General features: G+C 65.2%; 14 protein-coding genes. 8 read left to right on the forward strand and 6 right to left on the reverse strand.

Going from position 1 to position 17,879, the window contains the following annotated elements:
- Positions 1–326: 326 nt before the first annotated feature.
- Complete coding sequence (locus tag J3481_RS11340; protein ID WP_236011596.1) at positions 327–1,085, reverse strand: metalloregulator ArsR/SmtB family transcription factor; 759 nt, start codon at positions 1,083–1,085, stop codon at positions 327–329.
- Positions 1,086–1,237: 152 nt separating this feature from the next.
- On the opposite strand from J3481_RS11340, the gene pdo reads away from it, so the two are divergent.
- Positions 1,238–1,885, forward strand: a complete 648-nt coding sequence (gene pdo / locus J3481_RS11345; RefSeq protein ID WP_206832287.1) for a protein disulfide oxidoreductase — start codon at positions 1,238–1,240, stop codon at positions 1,883–1,885.
- Positions 1,886–1,965: 80 nt separating this feature from the next.
- Here pdo and pgaD read toward each other — a convergent pair whose 3' ends face one another.
- Together pgaD and pgaC are read right to left on the reverse strand one after the other, a co-directional pair.
- Positions 1,966–2,409: a poly-beta-1,6-N-acetyl-D-glucosamine biosynthesis protein PgaD gene (pgaD, locus tag J3481_RS11350; RefSeq protein ID WP_206832286.1), complete on the reverse strand. Its 444-nt coding sequence runs from the start codon at positions 2,407–2,409 to the stop codon at positions 1,966–1,968.
- The gene (pgaC, locus tag J3481_RS11355) at positions 2,406–3,638 is read right to left on the reverse strand and encodes a poly-beta-1,6-N-acetyl-D-glucosamine synthase (protein WP_206832285.1); all 1,233 of its coding nucleotides are present in this window, start codon (positions 3,636–3,638) and stop codon (positions 2,406–2,408) included. Before pgaC ends, pgaD begins: the two co-directional genes overlap by 4 nt.
- A gap of 385 nt (positions 3,639–4,023) precedes the next feature.
- Here pgaC and J3481_RS11360 point away from each other — a divergent pair, with 385 nt between their 5' ends.
- From J3481_RS11360 to J3481_RS11375, 4 genes are read left to right on the forward strand one after another with little or no spacing between them, the layout of a single operon-like run.
- Complete coding sequence (locus tag J3481_RS11360; RefSeq protein WP_206832284.1) at positions 4,024–5,334, forward strand: FAD-binding oxidoreductase; 1,311 nt, start codon at positions 4,024–4,026, stop codon at positions 5,332–5,334.
- 1 nt (position 5,335) lies between these two features.
- Positions 5,336–6,664, forward strand: coding sequence for a (Fe-S)-binding protein (locus J3481_RS11365; protein ID WP_206832283.1), 1,329 nt, complete (start codon positions 5,336–5,338; stop codon positions 6,662–6,664).
- Positions 6,661–8,190 carry an FAD-linked oxidase C-terminal domain-containing protein gene (locus J3481_RS11370; RefSeq protein ID WP_206832282.1) on the forward strand — a complete coding sequence of 510 codons (1,530 nt, stop codon included), beginning with the start codon at positions 6,661–6,663 and terminating at the stop codon, positions 8,188–8,190. Before J3481_RS11365 ends, J3481_RS11370 begins: the two co-directional genes overlap by 4 nt.
- A gap of 1 nt (position 8,191) precedes the next feature.
- Positions 8,192–8,980 carry an IclR family transcriptional regulator gene (locus J3481_RS11375; protein ID WP_407929333.1) on the forward strand — a complete coding sequence of 263 codons (789 nt, stop codon included), beginning with the start codon at positions 8,192–8,194 and terminating at the stop codon, positions 8,978–8,980.
- Positions 8,981–9,080: 100 nt separating this feature from the next.
- Here J3481_RS11375 and aceB read toward each other — a convergent pair whose 3' ends face one another.
- On the reverse strand, positions 9,081–10,685 hold the full coding sequence (gene aceB / locus J3481_RS11380; protein WP_206832280.1) for a malate synthase A: 1,605 nt from the start codon (positions 10,683–10,685) through the stop codon (positions 9,081–9,083).
- A 346-nt stretch (positions 10,686–11,031) separates the two neighbouring features.
- Between aceB and J3481_RS11385 the strand changes: the two genes are divergently transcribed.
- Positions 11,032–12,657 (forward strand): L-lactate permease, encoded by a 1,626-nt coding sequence (locus tag J3481_RS11385; protein ID WP_328702126.1) that lies wholly within the window; start codon positions 11,032–11,034, stop codon positions 12,655–12,657.
- Positions 12,658–12,774: 117 nt separating this feature from the next.
- Positions 12,775–13,713 (forward strand): alpha/beta hydrolase, encoded by a 939-nt coding sequence (locus J3481_RS11390; protein ID WP_206832279.1) that lies wholly within the window; start codon positions 12,775–12,777, stop codon positions 13,711–13,713.
- Positions 13,714–13,736: 23 nt separating this feature from the next.
- On the opposite strand, the gene J3481_RS11395 is transcribed toward J3481_RS11390, so the two are convergent.
- Positions 13,737–14,972: an MFS transporter gene (locus J3481_RS11395; protein ID WP_206832278.1), complete on the reverse strand. Its 1,236-nt coding sequence runs from the start codon at positions 14,970–14,972 to the stop codon at positions 13,737–13,739.
- 130 nt (positions 14,973–15,102) lie between these two features.
- On the opposite strand from J3481_RS11395, the gene J3481_RS11400 reads away from it, so the two are divergent.
- Positions 15,103–16,476, forward strand: a complete 1,374-nt coding sequence (locus J3481_RS11400) for an FAD-binding oxidoreductase (RefSeq protein WP_206832298.1) — start codon at positions 15,103–15,105, stop codon at positions 16,474–16,476.
- Here J3481_RS11400 and J3481_RS11405 read toward each other — a convergent pair.
- Complete coding sequence (locus J3481_RS11405) at positions 16,442–17,776, reverse strand: sigma 54-interacting transcriptional regulator (protein WP_206832277.1); 1,335 nt, start codon at positions 17,774–17,776, stop codon at positions 16,442–16,444. The genes J3481_RS11400 and J3481_RS11405 overlap by 35 nt on opposite strands.
- Between the last annotated feature and the right edge of the window lie 103 nt (positions 17,777–17,879).

The raw sequence follows: 17,879 nt of genomic DNA on the forward strand, positions 1-17,879 counted from the left end.
CGGGGGTGGCCGAGTTTTTGCGTGACACCATTCTCCTTGCGTACGGGCCTCTCTGGGTATGGTGCTTCTCCTGGGTTGCCGGTGAAGCGCGGTCGCCATCCCTAGAAGAGCGATGAAGTGGCCATCTCTGGCTGATGTGGCCCAAGGGACATCTCGCGATGCCATAGGCCAGCGGACAGTGGCACCCGCCTTTCGGATTGGGAAGCGGCGCTCGAAACAATGGGGGTGCGATGTCGCTCTCCATCATCGAGTCGAGCTTGCGCCACGCATGTAGCCGGGTAGCCGGCCCAAGACGAGACTGGGCCGGCTCTACACACGTCACGCCGTCACGCGAGCGCCTTGGCCACGCCCTCCAGACCGCGGACCATCGCTTCCCAGCCCATGCGAGCGCCTTGGTAGGCCTGTTCACCCTGAATGTTGCGCTGTTCGAGCAGGAGCCTCGTCGTGCCTTCGGCCGTTTCTTCCAGCTTCCACTCGATCTCGTTTTTCTCTCCGAGGCTCTCCCACGTGTACACGAGGCGGCGTGGCGCTTGCACTGCGAGAACCTCTCCTTCGACGACGCCGTTCCACCCTTCGGTCCCCTGCATTTTAAAGTAGAACCGATGCCCCACAATCGGGCGGAACGTGTTCTCTTTGAAAAACATCCACTGGGTCAAAAGCTCGGATTCCGTGAGGGCTCGCCACACGGCCTCCACCGGGGCATCGAGATGAAACTCCAACTGTAGCGTCTTCATCGCATAGCCTTCCTTTCTCAGGAAACCTTGCAGGCTCAGGACCTGCGCACGCCAGAACGATTCATAATACGACACCCAGTCATACACCTGCTTGAGGGGCGCGGCGTTCAGGCGGTACAACGTCTCGCGGCCGTGTCGCCGCTGCGAGACGATTCCAGCCTGTTTCAAGACCGCCAGGTGCTTGGACACCGCCGTTCTTCCGATGTCCATTCCTTGCATGAGGGCGTGGAGTGGCAACTCGGATCCGGCGGCCAGTTTCCGGATCAATTCCCGGCGATGCGCATCCGCGATGGCTCGAAACACGTCCACCAAGGCCATCCCTCCGTCCATCGTGCCACCCATAGGTGTCATGTGTAGAATAGGACACCTTATGGTGTCGAGTCAAGCGTGGAACGATGGGGAGCGTGAGTTCCTTCATCTGATCTTGACACCACATACCCGTATAGGTATATAGGAATCAGAACGATGTCAACGCATGTGGATGAGCGCAAGGGGGAGTCAGGATGCTGTCCTCTCGGGATCAGGCCGCGATTCGCGAAAGGCTCGCGGATCTTAAACAGCCCGTCGTCATCAAGTTCTTCGAAGCGTCCCTCGGATGTCCGACGTGTCCGGAGATTCGGAGCCTCTTGAGACAGGTCGCCGAATTGTCGGATCAGCTGACGCTCGAGGTGCACAATCTCTACATCGATGAGGAGGAGGCCAAGAAGTACGGCGTCGATCGGGCTCCGACCATCGTGTTGACGGACGGATCGCGCAAGGACTACGGCGTGCGCTTCTATGGGGCGCCGTCGGGATACGAATTTGCGACGCTCTTGGACGACATTCGCATGATGGCAAGCGGGGACTCGGGGCTTTCCGCGGGCACGAAGAGCCGCCTCGCGGAGCTGAAAGAGCCCGTGGATCTCAAGGTGTTCGTCACGCCGACGTGTCCGTACTGCCCGGCGGCGGTCAGGCTCGCGCACAGGTTCGCGTTTGAGTCGCCGCTCGTGACGGCGAGCATGATTGAGGCGACCGAGTTCCCCGAGTGGGCCACGCGGTTCAACGTCTACGGCGTGCCGAAGACGGTCATCAACGATTCGGAGGCGTACGCCCTGGAGGGCGCCGTGCCGGAGGACGTCCTGCTGGAGCAGGTCCTCGCGACACAGGCGTGAAGTGCGCGGTCGCGGCGAGGATTCCGCACAAAAGAACCACGCATCAAAGGGGCGCGGCAAACCCGCCGCGCCCTTTCCACTTACCGGTCTGCCGGCCAATCGACCATCTTTTCGCGCTGCCACCGCTCGATCTCGCCCACAGGCACGCCGAGCATTTCCGCGAGTTCCGCGTCGGACACGGGCGCGGGTGGCCTGCGCCTGCGGAGGCGGCCGAACCGCAGGCGGTTGTACGAGGCCCAGCCGATGAACACGGCGGCCGACATCGCGGCGACCGTCACGCCCATGCGAAGGACGCCAAGCGGCGTGGCGCTCGGCAGCAGATCGAGCACGTACAAGTGAAACTTGTGCCATCCAAGGAGCCAGAGCAGCGCGGACGTGAGGACCTGCACCGCCACGGAGGCCACCCACAGCCACCCCGTCAGCGTCACCGCAGTTTCGAACCAGCGCTTTGGCCGAGTCGATCGCGACCCGCGCCGCACGACGAGTTCATCCCACTCCACTCGCGAGTTCTCAGGCAGGCTCATGCCGACACCCCCCGATCCGGGCTTTTCCACGTGGCGTACCGCCCGCGCCGAGCCGACCACATGGCCCAGCACGCCTTCGGCACCGCCCAGACCACGACGAAGGCGCCGATCATCCAATACGCGGCCGGATACCAGATGGCGTAGAAATAGTAGCGCCAGAGCGAGTCGCGCTCGTATCGCTGCTCAATCCAGAGGGCGACCGAGGTTTGCACGAGTGACGTCAGGCCGAGCCACGTCCCCGCCTCCGCCACGTACGTCCAGGGAATGCCGTGCGCCACGTCAAATGCGAGGGTCCACGCGAGGCTCACAACCCAAAGGTACGCCCAGGCGATGCCCAGGAGCTCTTCCACATAGAGCGGGATCATGCGCCGATTCTTCCAGGTCCAAAGGACCGAGGCGTTGCGGATGAGGACCTCCACGCCGCCCTGCGCCCAACGCGCTCGCTGGCGGATGAGGCTCCGCAGGCGCTCGGGTGCCCACATGAAGCAGAGCGCCCTCGGCTCGTACCGGATGTCCCAGGCCCGCCGCTCGAGTTTCCACGACACCGCGATGTCGTCCGTCACCATGTCCTCGTCCCACATCCCGCAGTCCACCAGGGCTCGCTTGCGAAAAGCCGCAATCACGCCGGAGACGGTCATGATCTTGCCGAGCACGCGCTGCGCGCGCTTGATGAGCCCGATGATGCTCGCGTACTCCAGCACCTGAATCTTTCCGAGCAGCGTGCCCCGGTTTCGAATGCGCGGGTTGCCCGTCACGGCGCCAACGCGCTCGCTGCCGGGGGCCACGAAGTGCCAGGCGAGGAACCGAAGCGCGTCCTTCGCCAATACGGCGTCCGCGTCCACGGTCACGAGGATCTCGCCTCGGGACGCGATGAGTCCAACGTTGAGCGCGTGCGCTTTTCCGCGCTGAACGGGCAGGTTGACCACGCGAACGCGCGCATCGCGGGCCGCCATGCGCTCCAGCACCGCGCGCGTGTCGTCCGTGCTGCCGTCGTTCAGCGCGACAATTTCGTACGCCGGATAATCTAGCTGAAGCATCCGGCCGATGGTGTCTTCGAGCACATCCCCTTCGTTGTGGCAGGGGACGAGGATGGACACAAACGGCGTCTCGGCGAGCTCCGGGGGTTCGGGGGACGGGTGGCGTTCGCGCCGCCAGGCATAGACACAGCCGCCCACCATCCAGACGATGCTCATCACAAAAGGATACAGGAACAGAAAATGATGCACCATGCGCCGTTTGCTCCTCACTGGACTCGGGCTTCCACCGCGGCGATCCGGCCGAGTCCCTGCGCCGGATCGCGCGAGCTCGCGGACCGCTTCGCGAGCCTCGATACGAATATGTTATGCGCGATGCATTTCCGACGGCACACGCCCAAGTGACAGCCCAGATTTTTCATTTGCGAAGATCAAGACAACGCGATGGTGGAACGGGGCCCAATCTCATCGTACGACGGCAGGATGTCTGTGCCAAGAGGAACTTGTTAGAACGACGTCCGAATCTCCCGATTGTCTTTGGTCATTTTGTTGTCGTAGAATACATATAAGAATTCAGAACAGTCTTCCGCATCGCAGAACAGAAGGTCGCCCGTCCCGCGACCGTTGGAGGCGATGTTCCTTGCCGCTCCAATCCAAGCCGTTGCCGGCCGAGACGGCGGATGCGCTCTATCAGGCGACGGGCCTTCGAGCGCGAGCCGTGCCCATGTGCACCGTCCATCCGGGCGAGTCGTCCAAGGACACCTGCGCCGTGGAGGCAGAAAGCGAGGCGGACGTGATCGCCGTGCTCGCCTACGCCCGGGAGCGCGGGCTGACCGTGTTGCCCTACGGTTCCGGCCGCCACCTCGCCTACGGCCCGCCGGCCGAGGTGCCGGACATTGCGCTCACGCTACGACCCATGAACCGCGTGACGAGTTTCTCCCCGGGCGATCTCGTCGTCTCCGCGGAGCCGGGCATCACGCTCGCCGAGCTCGCGGCGGTGCTCTCGGAGAAGGGACTCATGTTGCCGTACGATCCGCCCGCGCCCGCGGATGCCACCTTGGGCGGCCTGCTCTCGGCAGGTCTCAGCGGGCCGCGCCGCGCGCTTTACGGCAGCCTGCGCGATCTCGCCATTTCGCTCCGCGTCGCCCTCGCGGATGGGCGCGTCATCCGAACCGGCGCGAAGGTCGTGAAAAACGTCGCCGGCTACGACATGACCAAGCTGTTCATCGGCGCGTGCGGCACGCTCGGCGTGGTGACGGAGATCACCCTGAAACTCCGTCCCTTGCCCATGCACCGCGAGACCGTCCTCGTGCGCGGCTCCGCCGCATCACTTGCCGAACTGCGCTCGCGCATCGCGCAGTCGACGCTCGTGCCAAGCCGCCTCGAGATGGTGTGGGGCGCGGATTCGGGCACGGACTTCGTCCTTGCCGTCGACTGCGACGAGCCCAAACGCTCCGCCAAGGCGCAGACGGACGCCATCCGCGCCATGTCGCGGGATCTCGGCCTCGCCATGGACGTCGTTGAGGGCGAGGACGCGGACGCATGGTGGGTGGACCTCGCGCAACGCCTAGCGGAACGCCGCGTCTGTATCCGCTTACAGGGTCCGCCCACATCGCTTCTCGCGGCCATGCCGCGCGCGGTGGAAGCGGCGTCCGCGCTCGCCGAGCCAGCCGAAAGCGTCACGATTTCCGCAGGTGGGCTCACGGGCGTCGCCCGCGTCGCGTTCCATCCGGCCCGCGCCATCTTCGACCGCCCCGCGCCGCTCGGTGCTCTCGCGGATCTGGCCGCCGGCGCGTCGCTCGACATGGTGGTGGAGCGCGCGCCCGCCGAGGTTCGCGCCAAACATCAGCCGACCCTCGCGCCCGCGGCACTCGCGTTGATGCAGCGGCTCAAACAGACGTTCGATCCCGACCATCGCTTATCGCCAGGCCGCTTTTGGGGAGGGATGTGAGATGGTGAACGAGCCCACGGCCGTCGCGGCGAAAGGGTCCGACTTTCGCTTTCCGGACGCGCCCGAGGAGGAGAAGTACTCCGTCTGCGTGCACTGCGGCTTCTGTCTGGAGGTGTGTCCGACGTATCAGGCGTGGGGCGACGAGAATCATTCGCCCCGCGGGCGCGTGTACCTGATCAAGGCGTGCGCAGAAGGCGAGCTTCCGCTCGACGAGAGCGTGATCGATCCCGTCTTCACATGCCTCGACTGCCGGGCCTGCGAGACCGTGTGCCCGTCTGGCGTGCAGGTGGGGGCGCTCGTCGAGGAGGCGCGCGGCCAGGTGTTTTACGCGCGCGACGCGGAAGGGAAGCGGGATCCGCTCATGCGGTTCTTCCTGCGCGGCGTGTTTCCGCGCCCTGCGCGCCTTCGGGTCATCCGCCGTCTCATGCGCTTCTATCAGAAGTCGGGGCTCCAGAAACTGGCGCGATCGACCGGCGTCCTGCGCGTGCTGCCGCCGCAGGTGCGCGAGATGGAGGACGTCATCCCGGACATCGGGCGGGGGCCCGCCATCGACGTCCTGCCGGAAACGATGGCCCCGCAAGGGGAGCGCAAGGCCACGGCGGCGCTTTTCACAGGCTGCGTGATGGACGTGTTCTTCTCCGACGTGAACGAGGCTACGGCGCGCGTCTTGGTGCGAAACGGCGTCGAGGTGCGCGTGCCCAAGGATCAGATCTGCTGCGGCGCGCTCCAGGTGCACGCGGGCGATCGCGACATGGCCCGCGAGATGGCGAAGCGAAACATCGAGGTGTTTGAGCGCGCGGGCGCCGATTACGTCGCCATCAACGCGGCCGGCTGCGGCGCCGCGCTGAAGGAATACCCGGAGCTCTTCCGGGACGATCCGGCCTGGCGGGATCGCGCCGTGCAGTTCTCATCCCGTGTGCGCGACATCTCGCAACTCCTCGTCGAGGTCGGCTTCGATCCGCCGAAGGCCAAGTTGCCGATGACGGTGACCTACCACGACGCGTGCCACCTGTGCCACGCGCAGAAGATCCGGTACGAGCCGAGATCGCTCCTCATGTCCGTGCCGGGCCTGACGCTTCGCGAGATGCCGGATTCCGACCGCTGCTGTGGCAGCGCGGGCATCTACAACCTCACGCACCCGGCGATGGCCAACGAGTTGCTCGAGCGCAAGATGGACGACGTGCCCGCGGGCGTGGAGGCGATTGTCATGGGTAACCCCGGCTGCATGATGCAGATCCGGCTCGGCGTCAAGCGCAGGAACCAGCCCTTGCGCGTCATGCACACGGTCGAAGTGCTCGATCTCGCCTACCAGAGGGAGGGATCGCGATGAGGGACGTCCACATCGACCGGCTCGTCGAGATCGTCGGCGAGCGGCGCTGCCTCTGGCGACCGCACCAGGTGAAGGCGTACGCCTGCGACGGCTACACGGCCGAAGAGGGGTTGCCGCGCGCGGTGGTCTTCCCGGAGACAACCGAGGAGGTCTCGCGCATCTGCCGCTATCTCTACGAGAACGACATTCCGTATCTCCCGCGCGGCGCGGGCACGGGCCTGTCGGGCGGGGCCACGCCGACGGGGGGCGAGGTGGTCATCAGCCTCGCGCGCATGAACAAGCTCCTCGCCGTCGACTTCGACAACCTGCGCGCCGTCGTGCAGCCTGGGCTCGTGAACCTCACGCTCACGCGCCGGGTCTCGCACGCGGACTGCTACTACGCGCCGGATCCCTCCAGCCAGTCGGTCTGCACCATCGGCGGGAACTTCGCGGAGAACGCGGGCGGCAGCCACTGCCTGAAGTACGGCGTGACCACGAACCACGTGGTCGCGGCCAAGGTGGTGCTGCCGGATGGCGACGTGATCGACGTCGGCGCGCCGTTCGGCGACGCGCCGGGGTACGATTTGCTCGGGCTTCTGGTCGGCTCGGAGGGGACGCTCGGCATCGCGACGGAGATCACGGTCCGCATCCTCAAAAAGCCGCAGGCGCTCCGCACCGCGCTCGCCTACTTCGATCGCGTCGCCGACGCGTCCGACACGGTGACGGACATCATCGGGGCGGGCATCATCCCGGCCGCCATCGAGATGATGGATCAGCTCGCGATGCAGGCCGTCGACAAGAGCAACTATCATGTCGGCTATCCGACGGACATCGAGGCGGTTTTGCTCATCGAGGTGGACGGCCTCGCCGCGGGCGTCGACGAATTGATGGCGCGCGTGGTGGAGATCTGCCGCCGCCACCGCGTGCGCGAGGTGCGGGTGGCGCAGTCGGACGCCGAGCGCGCGCTCTGGTGGTCGAGCCGCAAGATGGCGTTTGGCGCCATGGGGCGCATCTCGCCCGACTACATCGTGCAGGACGGCGTCATTCCGCGCACGCGCCTCACCGAGGTGCTGCAGAAGATCGACGAGGTGAGCCGGCGATACGGGCTGAAGATCGCGAACGTGTTTCACGCGGGCGACGGCAACCTGCATCCGCTCATCCTGTACGACAGCCGCGTGCCGGGGGAGGCCGAGCGCGCGGTCAGGGCCGGATCGGAGGTGCTGCGGGCGTGCGTCGACGCGGGCGGGAGCATCACCGGCGAGCACGGCGTCGGCATTGAGAAGATCGGCGAAATGGCCTATATGTTTTCCGAGGACGAGATCCATGCGCAACGCGCGGTCAAGTCCTGCTTCGATCCGAAGGGCATCGTGAACGCTGGGAAGCTCATTCCGCTGCCCGGCCGGTGCGTCGAGGTGAAGCGGGCGCGCGAGATCATCGAGGAGAATTGGCAGATCCTTAACTCGTTTCCGGATCAGGCGGCCGTGCAGGCGCGGGGCGCCTTTGTGCAGCAGCCCGGCAGAGAAGCATCGACGAGCGCGCAAGGATGAGGTGAACCGGTTGGAGGACTACACGGTCAAGTCGGTCGACAAGGCGCTGCTGTTGCTCGAGGTGGTGAGCGAACACCCCGACGGCATTGCCATCACGGAATTGGCGCAGTCCGTGGGCATGTACAAGAGCACGGTGCACCGCCTGCTCGGCACCATGATGCGGCGCGGCTACATCGAGCAGGACCCGGTGAGCGGGCGATACAAGCTGGGCTACACGGTGCTCGATCTCGGCATGAAGCTGCTCTCTTCCATTGACCTGCGCCGGGAGGCGATGCCCGCGCTGCAGGAACTCGCGCTCGCCTCGGGCGAGGTGGTGCACCTGGCGCTTCTGGACAGGGGCTCCGTGGTCTACATCGAGAAGGTGGAAAGCCCCAACACCATCCGCATGCACTCGCGCGTCGGGACGCGCGTGCCGGTCCATGCGACGGGGCTCGGCAAGGCCATCCTCGCGTTTCTGCCGAAGCGCGAGGTGCAGGACATCGTCAGGCGATACGGTTTGCCGCGGCTCACGCCGCACACCATCACGGACGCGGACGCGTTTTGGGCGTCGCTCGAGGAGACGAGATCGACCGGATTCGCGTTTGACGTGGAGGAGCATCAGGAAGGGGTGTGCTGCGTGGCCGCGCCCATCTTTGCGCACGACGGGCGCGTGATGGCGGCGGTGAGCGTCTCGGGGCCTGCGCTGCGCATGACGCGCGAGCGGATGGTCGAGCTGGTGCCGCTTGTGAAGCGGGCGGGAGAGCGCATCTCGGAGCGCCTTGGCTATCGACGGGAGCGCGTCGCGCCCTAAGTGGCCTCATCCATCGAGCGTCAAAAAGAACCCCGCCGGCTCGGCGGGGTTTTCACGTGGGGATGGTTCAGGCGCCGCGCGCCCGAAGGCGAGATTCCCGTCACGCCAGGTGCTCGTAACCCGGCAGCGTCAGGAAGTCGACGAAGTCGTCCCTCGTCGAGATGTCGTCGAGAAGTTCGGCCGCGAGCGGGAACTTGCTCTTTGCATACGCCTCCTCGCCGATCTCGTCCTTCAACTTGCGCAACTCCTCGTCGAGAATCTGCCGGAACAGCTCCACCGTCACCTTGCGGCCGTCGTCGAGGACGCCTTTCGGGTGATGGATCCACTGCCAGATCTGCGCGCGGGAGATCTCCGCCGTCGCCGCGTCTTCCATCAGGTTGAAGATGGGCACCGCGCCGGAACCGCGCAGCCAAGCCTCGATGTAGCGAAGCGCCACGGCCACGTTGGTGCGCAGGCCGCCTTCGGTGATGGTGCCCTGCGGGACCGCGACGAGATCGGCCGCGGTGACCTGGACGTCCTCGCGCAGGCGGTGCAACTGGTTCGGTGTGGGCATGAGGCGGTTGAACACCTCCATCGCCACAGGCACGAGACCGGGGTGCGCCACCCAGGTGCCGTCGTGGCCGTCCTGCGCCTCGCGCTCCTTGTCCGCGCGCACCTTGGCGAGCGCCTCCTCGTTCGCCTTGGGGTCGTTCTTGATGGGGATCTGCGCCGCCATACCGCCCATCGCGAACGCCTTGCGCCGGTGGCACGTGCGGATGGTGAGCAGGGTGTACGCGCGCATGAACGGCACCGTCATCGTCACCTGCGCCCGGTCGGGCAGGATGACCTCCGGGTGATTGCGGAACTTCTTGATGTAGCTGAAGATGTAGTCCCAGCGGCCGCAGTTGAGGCCCGCGGCGTGATCGCGCAGCTCGTACAGGATCTCGTCCATCTCGAACGTCGCGAGGATGGTCTCGATGAGTACGGTGGCCTTAATGGTGCCGCGCGGGATGCCAAGCGCGTCCTGGGCGTAGTTGAACACGTCGTTCCACAGCCGCGCCTCGAGGTGGCTCTCCATTTTCGGCAGGTAGAAGTAGGGCCCCGTGCCGCGCGCCAAAAGCTCCTTGGCATTGTGGTAAAAGTAAAGCCCGAAGTCGACGAGCGCGCCCGTGGCCACCCGGCCGTCCACCCGGATGTGCTTTTCGGGCAGGTGCCAGCCGCGAGGGCGCACGATGAGCACGGCCACCTCGTCATTCAGCTTGTAGTGCTTCCCCTCGGGGCTCGTGTACTCGATGGTGCGGCGAACCGCGTCCCGCATGTTGATCTGGCCCTGCACGACGTTCTCCCAGGACGGTGCGCAGGCGTCTTCAAAGTCCGCCATGAAGCACTTGGCGCCAGAGTTCAGGGCGTTGATGACCATCTTCCGGTCCGAACTGGGCCCCGTGATCTCGACCCGCCGATCCTGCAGATCCGCAGGAATGGGCCCAACAGTCCATTCGCTCTCGCGGATCTCCTTGGTCTCCGGCAAGAAGTCTGGCCACTCGCCCGCGAGCAACCGCTCGTCCCGCTCCTTGCGCAGGCGCAGCAGTTCGTCCCGCCGCGGGCCAAAACGCCGCTCCAGTTCGGCAATGAATTGCAGTGCGTCCGTCGTCAGAATTTCGGCAAACTCCGGCCTGTACTCGCCGGTGATCTGAACGCCCTGCGGGCAAGCGTACGATCCCGCCATCCGAATCTCTCCTCCCTTTGAGCCCTGGGTACGCTTTCATCATACCACGTCAGTTGTGTAAGAAGAAACACTGTTCTGAATTACGGAACAGCACCGGGCGACACGCGCCACGAGCGCCACAGGACACGAGCGACATCCAGCCGTTGGTGGCCGGATTCTGCGATGCAGAATCTTTTGAATCGACGCGCGCACCCCGTTCTCAGTGGCGCAAGCCCCGGACTACAATGACCTCAAAGAAGGGAGTTCAGCCCCCTGGGACAAGGGAGGGATGCGGTCCTCAGGAGACGCGCTCAAGGTGTGTCATGCGAAAGGCGGCTCAAAGGCGTGGATGGATGGAGGGAACTTTGTGTTTCATCAATTGCTGACGCCCATCGGGCATTCGGCGGGTCTGTCGTTTTTGGTCGGCATCATTCCCATCCTCATCGTGCTCGTGTTGCTCGGCGTCGTGCGCACGCCCGCCTGGATCGCGGCTTTGTCGGGCCTCGTTGCGGGTCTGATTGAGGCAGTGGCCGGCTGGCAGATGCCTTTTCATCTGGCGCTTGACTCCGTGGCGGAAGGCATGGTGTTTGCCCTCTGGCCCATCATGTGGATTGTGTGGAACGCCATGTGGCTCTACAACCTGAGCCAGCGCACCGGCGCGTTCGCGCAGTTTCGCGACTGGATGTACCGGTATGCGACCGACGATCGCCGCATTCAACTGCTCATCATCGCGTTCAGTTTCGGCGCGCTGATGGAAGGCATCTCGGGCTTTGGCACGCCGGTCGCCATTGCTTCGGCGCTTTTGGTTGGGCTCGGTTTCCCGGTGCTCGAGGCGGTCACCTACGCGCTCATCTTTGACACGGCGCCCGTCGCCTTTGGCGCGCTCGGCGTCCCCATCGTGACGCTCGGGTCGGTCACGAACCTCAATGTAAGCGCTTTATCCTCGATGGTGGGGCGGCAGTTGCCCATCTTCGCGTTCATTCTACCGTTTTACGTGATTGTGGTCATGGGCGGGTGGAAGGCGCTCCGCGGCGCTTGGCCCGTCGCGCTCGTCGGTGGGCTGTCGTACGCCCTGACGCAGTTCGCCGTGGCGAACTTCATCGGCCCAGCGCTGCCGGATGTCCTGGCCGCGCTCGTGTCGCTCCTGTGCATCGTGCTCTTCACGCGGGTGTGGCGACCCAAGGACACGGATCAGTTCCGGTCGTTTGTCCACACTGGGGCGCAGAGCGAGATGGCGGCGGCATTGGAGTCGCGCGCTGAAGGCGGGCTTTGGCGCGGATGGGTGCCATGGCTCACGGTGACGGGCGTCGTGATCGTCTGGACGTTCTTGAAAATCGCGGACATCGGCGCGCAAAAGGTCCACTGGCCGGGGCTCGACAAACAGGTGTTCCTCACGCTCTACAACAAACCGTACGACGCTGTGTGGACGTTCCAGCCACTGGCCACGGGGACGGCCATCCTGGTGGCGGTTATTCTCTCGGCCATCTTCCTGCGCGCAGGCTGGAAGACGTTCTGGCTTGCCGCGGCCGACACGTGGAAGCAGCTCACCTTTCCGATTCTCACGGTCATGTTCATTTTGGGCCTCGCCTATCTGTACAACTACTCGGGCATGGCCTACACGCTCGGGGTGGCCGTGGCGGCGCTCGGGAGCTGGTTCCCGTTCTTCTCTGGGTTCCTCGGCTGGATCGCGTGCTTCTTGTCGGGATCGGACACATCATCCAACGCGCTCTTCGGCAATCTGCAGGTGGTGGCGGCGAATCGCCTGCACCTGAATCCCATCCTGATGGCGGCGACGAACTCTTCCGGCGCCGTGATGAGCAAGATGATCTCGCCGCAAAACGTCACGACGGGCGTATCCACGGGCGAACTTCGCGGCAAGGAGGGACTCGTCATCCGCCGCACGTTCTGGCACAGCATCATCTTGACGGTCATCCTGGGGGTCCTCGTCGTGTTGCAGGCGCACGCGTGGAGCGGCATGGTGCCGAAGCCGTGACGCACGCGCGAGAAGGCGGCGCGGGATTTCAACGGCACTCAGCGCCGCCTTTTCTTGCGGGATCTGAGCAGGAAAGGGCGGCCGTGGATCGAACTGCAACGACAGGGGGGTGATGTTGTGGCGGAGACATGGACGCTCGATGCGCCGGACGGCGTGCGGATCTACGGGCGCACGTGGTTGCCGGAGGGCGGGGGTCCGCGCGCCTGCGTGCAAGTCGCGCACGGAATGGCAGAACACATCGGGCGCTACGACGACTTTGCCCGCTACCTCGCGGCGCGCGGCTGCGCCGTCTACGGGCACGATCACCGCGGCCACGGGCAGACTGGCGAGGCGATGGGGATCCTTGGCCACTTTGGCGATCGCGACGGGTTTCAGCGCGTGATCGACGACATGGCGCAGGTCACGTCGCGTATCGAGGCCGAACACCCGGGGGTGCCCATCGTCCTGTTCGGCCACAGCATGGGATCCTGGCTGTCGCTCGCCTACATGGAGCAGCACGGGGCGCGCCTTCGCGGGGCGGTGCTGTCGGGCGCCGGCTTCGTCAGCGGCGTGGAACTCGCCGCGGGGCTCTATCTGGCTCGGCGAGAGGCGGCGCGGCTCGGGACGAGATCGCCGAGCGAGCGGCTGTACAAGATGACGTTTGGCAACTTCAACAAGCCGTTTCAGCCCAACCGCACGCCGCTCGACTGGCTGTCGCGCGACGAGGCGGTGGTCGACGCGTACATCGCGGATCCGCGCTGTGGGCAGATGCATACCTGCGGCTTTTTTATCGATTATTTCAGCGGCGTGCGAGAGCTGCAGCGGCCCGAGAACCTCCGCCGCATTCCCGGCAGCCTGCCCGTGCTCATCGTCGCCGGGTCCAGGGATCCGGTGGGGAAGATGGGTAAGGGCGTGGAGCGGCTCGCGAAGGCGCTCACGGCCGCCGGGGTGTGCGACGTGACGGTCAAGCTGTACCCGGGTGCCCGCCATGAGGTGTTGAACGAGACGAATCGCGCCGAGGTGTACCAGGACGTTTGGCATTGGCTGGAGCGCCTTTTGCGGGAACCGAAACGGTGAGGGCCGCGACCGCGGCCCTCATTCTACTCCAGCGCCTCTCCCTTCGACTCCCTCCACAACAGTGCCACCACAATCACGAGAATGGATGCGATGGCGACCGAGTAGGTCATCGAATGTGCCAGACCGCCGACCGAGGGCGCGATGGACGACACGATGAGCGGCACGACGGCGCCGCCGAGCGCCGCACCGATGTGATAGGTCGTGCCTTGGCCCGTGGAGCGCACGGCGGTCGGGAAGTGCTCGGCCAAATAGGTCGGGATGACCGACCAGACGCCCCCTATCGAGAAGAAGCCGATGAGAAACGTGAAGATGTCGCGGTATCCTGCGCTTTGAATATGCAAGAAGACGACGGAGGTGAGCGCCGTTCCGACGGCCGAAAGGACAAGCGTCCATTTGCGTCCGATCCAATCGGAAACGAACCCGCCCAGCACATTGCCGACGATGCCTGCGACGTTCAGGATGATGATGGTGTTGGCCACGGTCGCAGGCGAAAAGTGCCCGGTCTGTTTGAGCAGTGTGGCGTAGAACGTATTGATGGGATAGGTCACGCTGAACGCGATGATGGCCACGATCGCGGCGTGCACCGTGTTCCATGCGCGGCCGCGCGCGAAAAGTTCGCCCACGGGGATGGCGTTCCTTTCTTGCGTTCGCGCTTCGCGCCAGCGCTCCGACTCCGGCAGCGCAATGGCGATAAAGATGGCGACGAGGATCGCCGGGATGCACGCGATGAAGAACAGCGCGTGCCAGCCGAGGTGGCTGTACCAGAGGCGATAGACAAGGGCGGCGAAAATGTAGCCAAACGAAAAGCCGGACTGCAGAAGTCCCGATGCGAAGCCGCGCCAGCGCGCCGGAATCATCTCCATGAGCATCGGGGTGCCACTCGCGTACATGGATCCCATACCGAGTCCGTACAGGATCCGCACAATCATCAGCAGCGTGAAGCCCAGAGAGAAGCCCGTCAAGCACTCGAACACGCTGAACCAGATGATCGAAAAGATCAGGCTAAACTTTCGTCCCTTCGCGTCGCTCAGCAGTCCGCCAAGGAATCCGCCGCCGAGCCGGGCGAACGTTGTCGCCGAGGAGACGGACGCCGCGAGCGTCAGGGCGACGTGGTAGTCTTTCATGATGTCGAGAATGACAAACGTCAGGATGGAAAAGTCCATCGCATCAAATGCCCACGCGAGGGCGATGGAGATGAGCGCCCGGAGCGGGGCTTTGGGCTTCGCCTCGTCTGGCGAAGGCACGTAAGCGGTCGACATACGCCTCACCTCGCTTTAGAATTCAAAAAGAGATGAATGTATCCCTTTTCATCCTATCGTATCGTCGCGCGGCGCATCACTCCCTTTTTGGCAGCGTTACGCGAAGGCTTGCCCAGAAACGGAGGCCTGGATCATGAGCATCCCTTGGGAGACGTTGAAACAGGAGCTCGGCGACAAGCTCAGCTTCGGCGAAAGCGTTCGCCGGTCGCACGCAAAGGACGAGTCGTATCATCCCGAGCACCTGCCGGATGCGGTGGCCTATCCGGAGGATACGGCGGACGTGATCGCGCTCGCGCGGTTTTCGCACGCGCACGGAGTTCCGCTCGTCGCGTATGGAGCCGGCTCGGGGCTTGAGGGCCAGGCCATCCCCGTGCGGGGCGGCATCTCGGTCGACTTCTCGCGCATGAATCGCGTACTCGAGATCCGGCCTGACGATTTTCTTGTCTGCGTCCAGCCCGGCGTCACGCGCCAGCAGTTAAACGAAGCGCTCCGTCCGTATGGACTCATGTTCCCGGTCGATCCCGGCGCCAACGCCTCTCTCGGCGGGATGGCGGCCACCAATGCCAGCGGCACGACGGCGGTGCGATACGGGCCCATGAAGGCCAACGTGCGCAAACTTGAAGTGGTGCTCGCGGATGGCCGCGTGATCGACGTCGGGACGCTCGCCGCCAAATCCAGTTCGGGATACAACCTGGTGGAACTGTTCGTGGGGTCTGAAGGAACGCTGGGTTTGTTCACCAAACTGTGGCTGCGCGTGTACGGTGTGCCCGAGGCGACGCTCGCCGCCTCCGCGGAGTTTGCGACGGTCCGCGAGGCGGTGGACGCCGTGTGCATGCTCATCGGCAGCGGGCTCCAGCTCACGCGGTGCGAACTCGTGACGAAGCCGTACATCGAGATCATCAACCGCCAGTTTGACACGTCCTACACGCCCGCGCCGACCCTGTTCCTCGAGCTGTCGGGCTCACAGGCCGCGGTGCAGGCCGACATGGGGACGGTCGACGAGATCCTGCGCGACGCCGGGGCAGCGCGCGTCTCCGTCGTCATGGACGAGCGGGATCGCCAAAAGCTCTGGCACGCGCGGCACAACGCGGCGTACGCGCTCATGCGGACCTACCCAGGGCTCGCGCACCTCTCGACCGACGTGTGCGTGCCCATGTCGAAGCTGCCCGAGGCGGTGGATGTGGCGGAGACGTGGATTGAGCGGCTCGGGATCCGCGGGGGCATCGTCGGGCACGTCGGCGACGGCAACTTCCACGTCAGCCTGATGGTCAACCCGACCGACCCGGACGATCTCGGCCGCGCCTACGAGCTCTCGCACCACCTGGTGGAGTACGCCCTGTCCGTCGGCGGCACGTGCACCGGCGAGCACGGCGTCGGGCTCGGCAAGATGAAGTATCAGAAGCAGGAGCACGGCGAGGCCCTCGCCCTGATGCAGGCCGTGAAGCGCCTGCTCGATCCGGCCGACATGCTCAACCCCGGGAAGCTGGTCGACGGGATCGCGTGACGTCATCCATGCCGTGTTGCTTCAGTTTGTAGTAGAGCGCCGCCCGGGAGATGCCGAGGAGCTGGGCGGCGCGCGATTTGTTTCCGCCGGATTCCTCGAGCGCCTCGCGGATGCGCGCGCGCTCCAACTCCTTCGATTGATGGGCCAGCGGCACCCGGCGCCGTGCCGGCTTCAGGTGCAGGGCCCGCACCGCCTCGGGCAGGTGCTCGGGCCGCACTTCGCCCTCCGCCATCGACACCACCCTCCGCGCCGCCTGCACCATCTCCGCGAGGTTGCCAGGCCACGGATACGCCTGGATCAATCCAGCCGCCTCCTCCGACAGGCGCGGCGGGATCACCCCGCGCTCCTTGGCCCAACGCGTGAGCCAGAAGTGGAACAGAAGCAGGCTTTCGTCTCGCCGCTCGGCGATGGGAGGGAGTTCGACCATCGGGAGCGCGCGGGCAAGGGCCGGATCGACCGCGTCCGCCGTGGGCGCGGTGGCGAGGATGCGGCACCGCAGGGGAAGGTCCCGATGGCCGCCGAGCGGCCGAAACCGATGCTCCTCGATGGCCAGGGCGAGTTTCGCCTGCACCGCGCTTGGCATGAGGTGCACGTCCTGAAGCAGGAGCGTGCCGCCCGCGGCGCGTTCGAGCCATCCCTCCCGCCGAGCGTCAGGCGATAAGATGAGCGATCCGTCCGCACCAAAGAGCGCGACGTCCATCAGGGCCGCTGCGCGAGGCTCGGCGCGCACGGCGAGAAACGGACCCTGGAGCCGAAGCAGGCGATGGGATGCTTCCGCGACGGTGCGCTTGCCCGTGCCGCGGGCGCCGACCACGAGCGCGTGCCTCGGCCCGCCTGGAGTGGTCAGGGTCTGGAGGACGCGATCGACCGTCTGCGTCCGCAGCATGTCGCCTTGCGCCTGGACCAGATAGCGCGCGTTCTCCTCTCCCATGCGGACAAGGACGGTCATATCTCGCTCGACGGCGATGGCGCCGGCAATCTCGCCGTGTTCGTCCCGGACAGGCGCCGCGGAGATGAGCACGTGCACGTCCGGGCGCGGGCGGTGGTACGCATGGTCGATGTGCGCGCCGGTGGTGAGGACGCTGTGCACGGCGAGGGCTTCGAGGGCGAAGAAGTCGGTGATGGGGCGCCCGACGATGTCCTCCGCGGGGATCCCGTACAGCGCCTCGGCCGCTCGGTTCCAGGCGACGACGGTTCCCGCGCGATCCACCACGGTCACCGCGTCGTCCACGACGTCGAGCAGCGCGCGCAGGACGATGTCGGATGGAAGTCCGGATATCCGCGTGATCTCGCCCGGCATTCACATCTCCCCCAGAGGTGGTAATTGGAACATATTGCGCTTTCATTGCTCGTGTGTCTACAATAGAGACACATCACGAACTCATTGTCAAGTTTTTAGACAC

Source organism: Alicyclobacillus fructus (genome assembly GCF_017329605.1).
Classification (GTDB): domain Bacteria; phylum Bacillota; class Bacilli; order Alicyclobacillales; family Alicyclobacillaceae; genus Alicyclobacillus; species Alicyclobacillus fructus.

Coding starts and splice junctions, on each gene's coding strand:
- J3481_RS11340 (WP_236011596.1), bottom strand. CDS start 1,085: ATGACACCTATGGGTGGCACGATGGACGGAGGGATGGCCTTGGTGGAC.
- J3481_RS11395 (WP_206832278.1), bottom strand. CDS start 14,972: ATGTCGACCGCTTACGTGCCTTCGCCAGACGAGGCGAAGCCCAAAGCC.
- J3481_RS11370 (WP_206832282.1), top strand. CDS start 6,661: ATGAGGGACGTCCACATCGACCGGCTCGTCGAGATCGTCGGCGAGCGG.
- J3481_RS11365 (WP_206832283.1), top strand. CDS start 5,336: ATGGTGAACGAGCCCACGGCCGTCGCGGCGAAAGGGTCCGACTTTCGC.
- pgaD (WP_206832286.1), bottom strand. CDS start 2,409: ATGAGCCTGCCTGAGAACTCGCGAGTGGAGTGGGATGAACTCGTCGTG.
- pdo (WP_206832287.1), top strand. CDS start 1,238: ATGCTGTCCTCTCGGGATCAGGCCGCGATTCGCGAAAGGCTCGCGGAT.
- pgaC (WP_206832285.1), bottom strand. CDS start 3,638: ATGGTGCATCATTTTCTGTTCCTGTATCCTTTTGTGATGAGCATCGTC.
- aceB (WP_206832280.1), bottom strand. CDS start 10,685: ATGGCGGGATCGTACGCTTGCCCGCAGGGCGTTCAGATCACCGGCGAG.
- J3481_RS11405 (WP_206832277.1), bottom strand. CDS start 17,776: ATGCCGGGCGAGATCACGCGGATATCCGGACTTCCATCCGACATCGTC.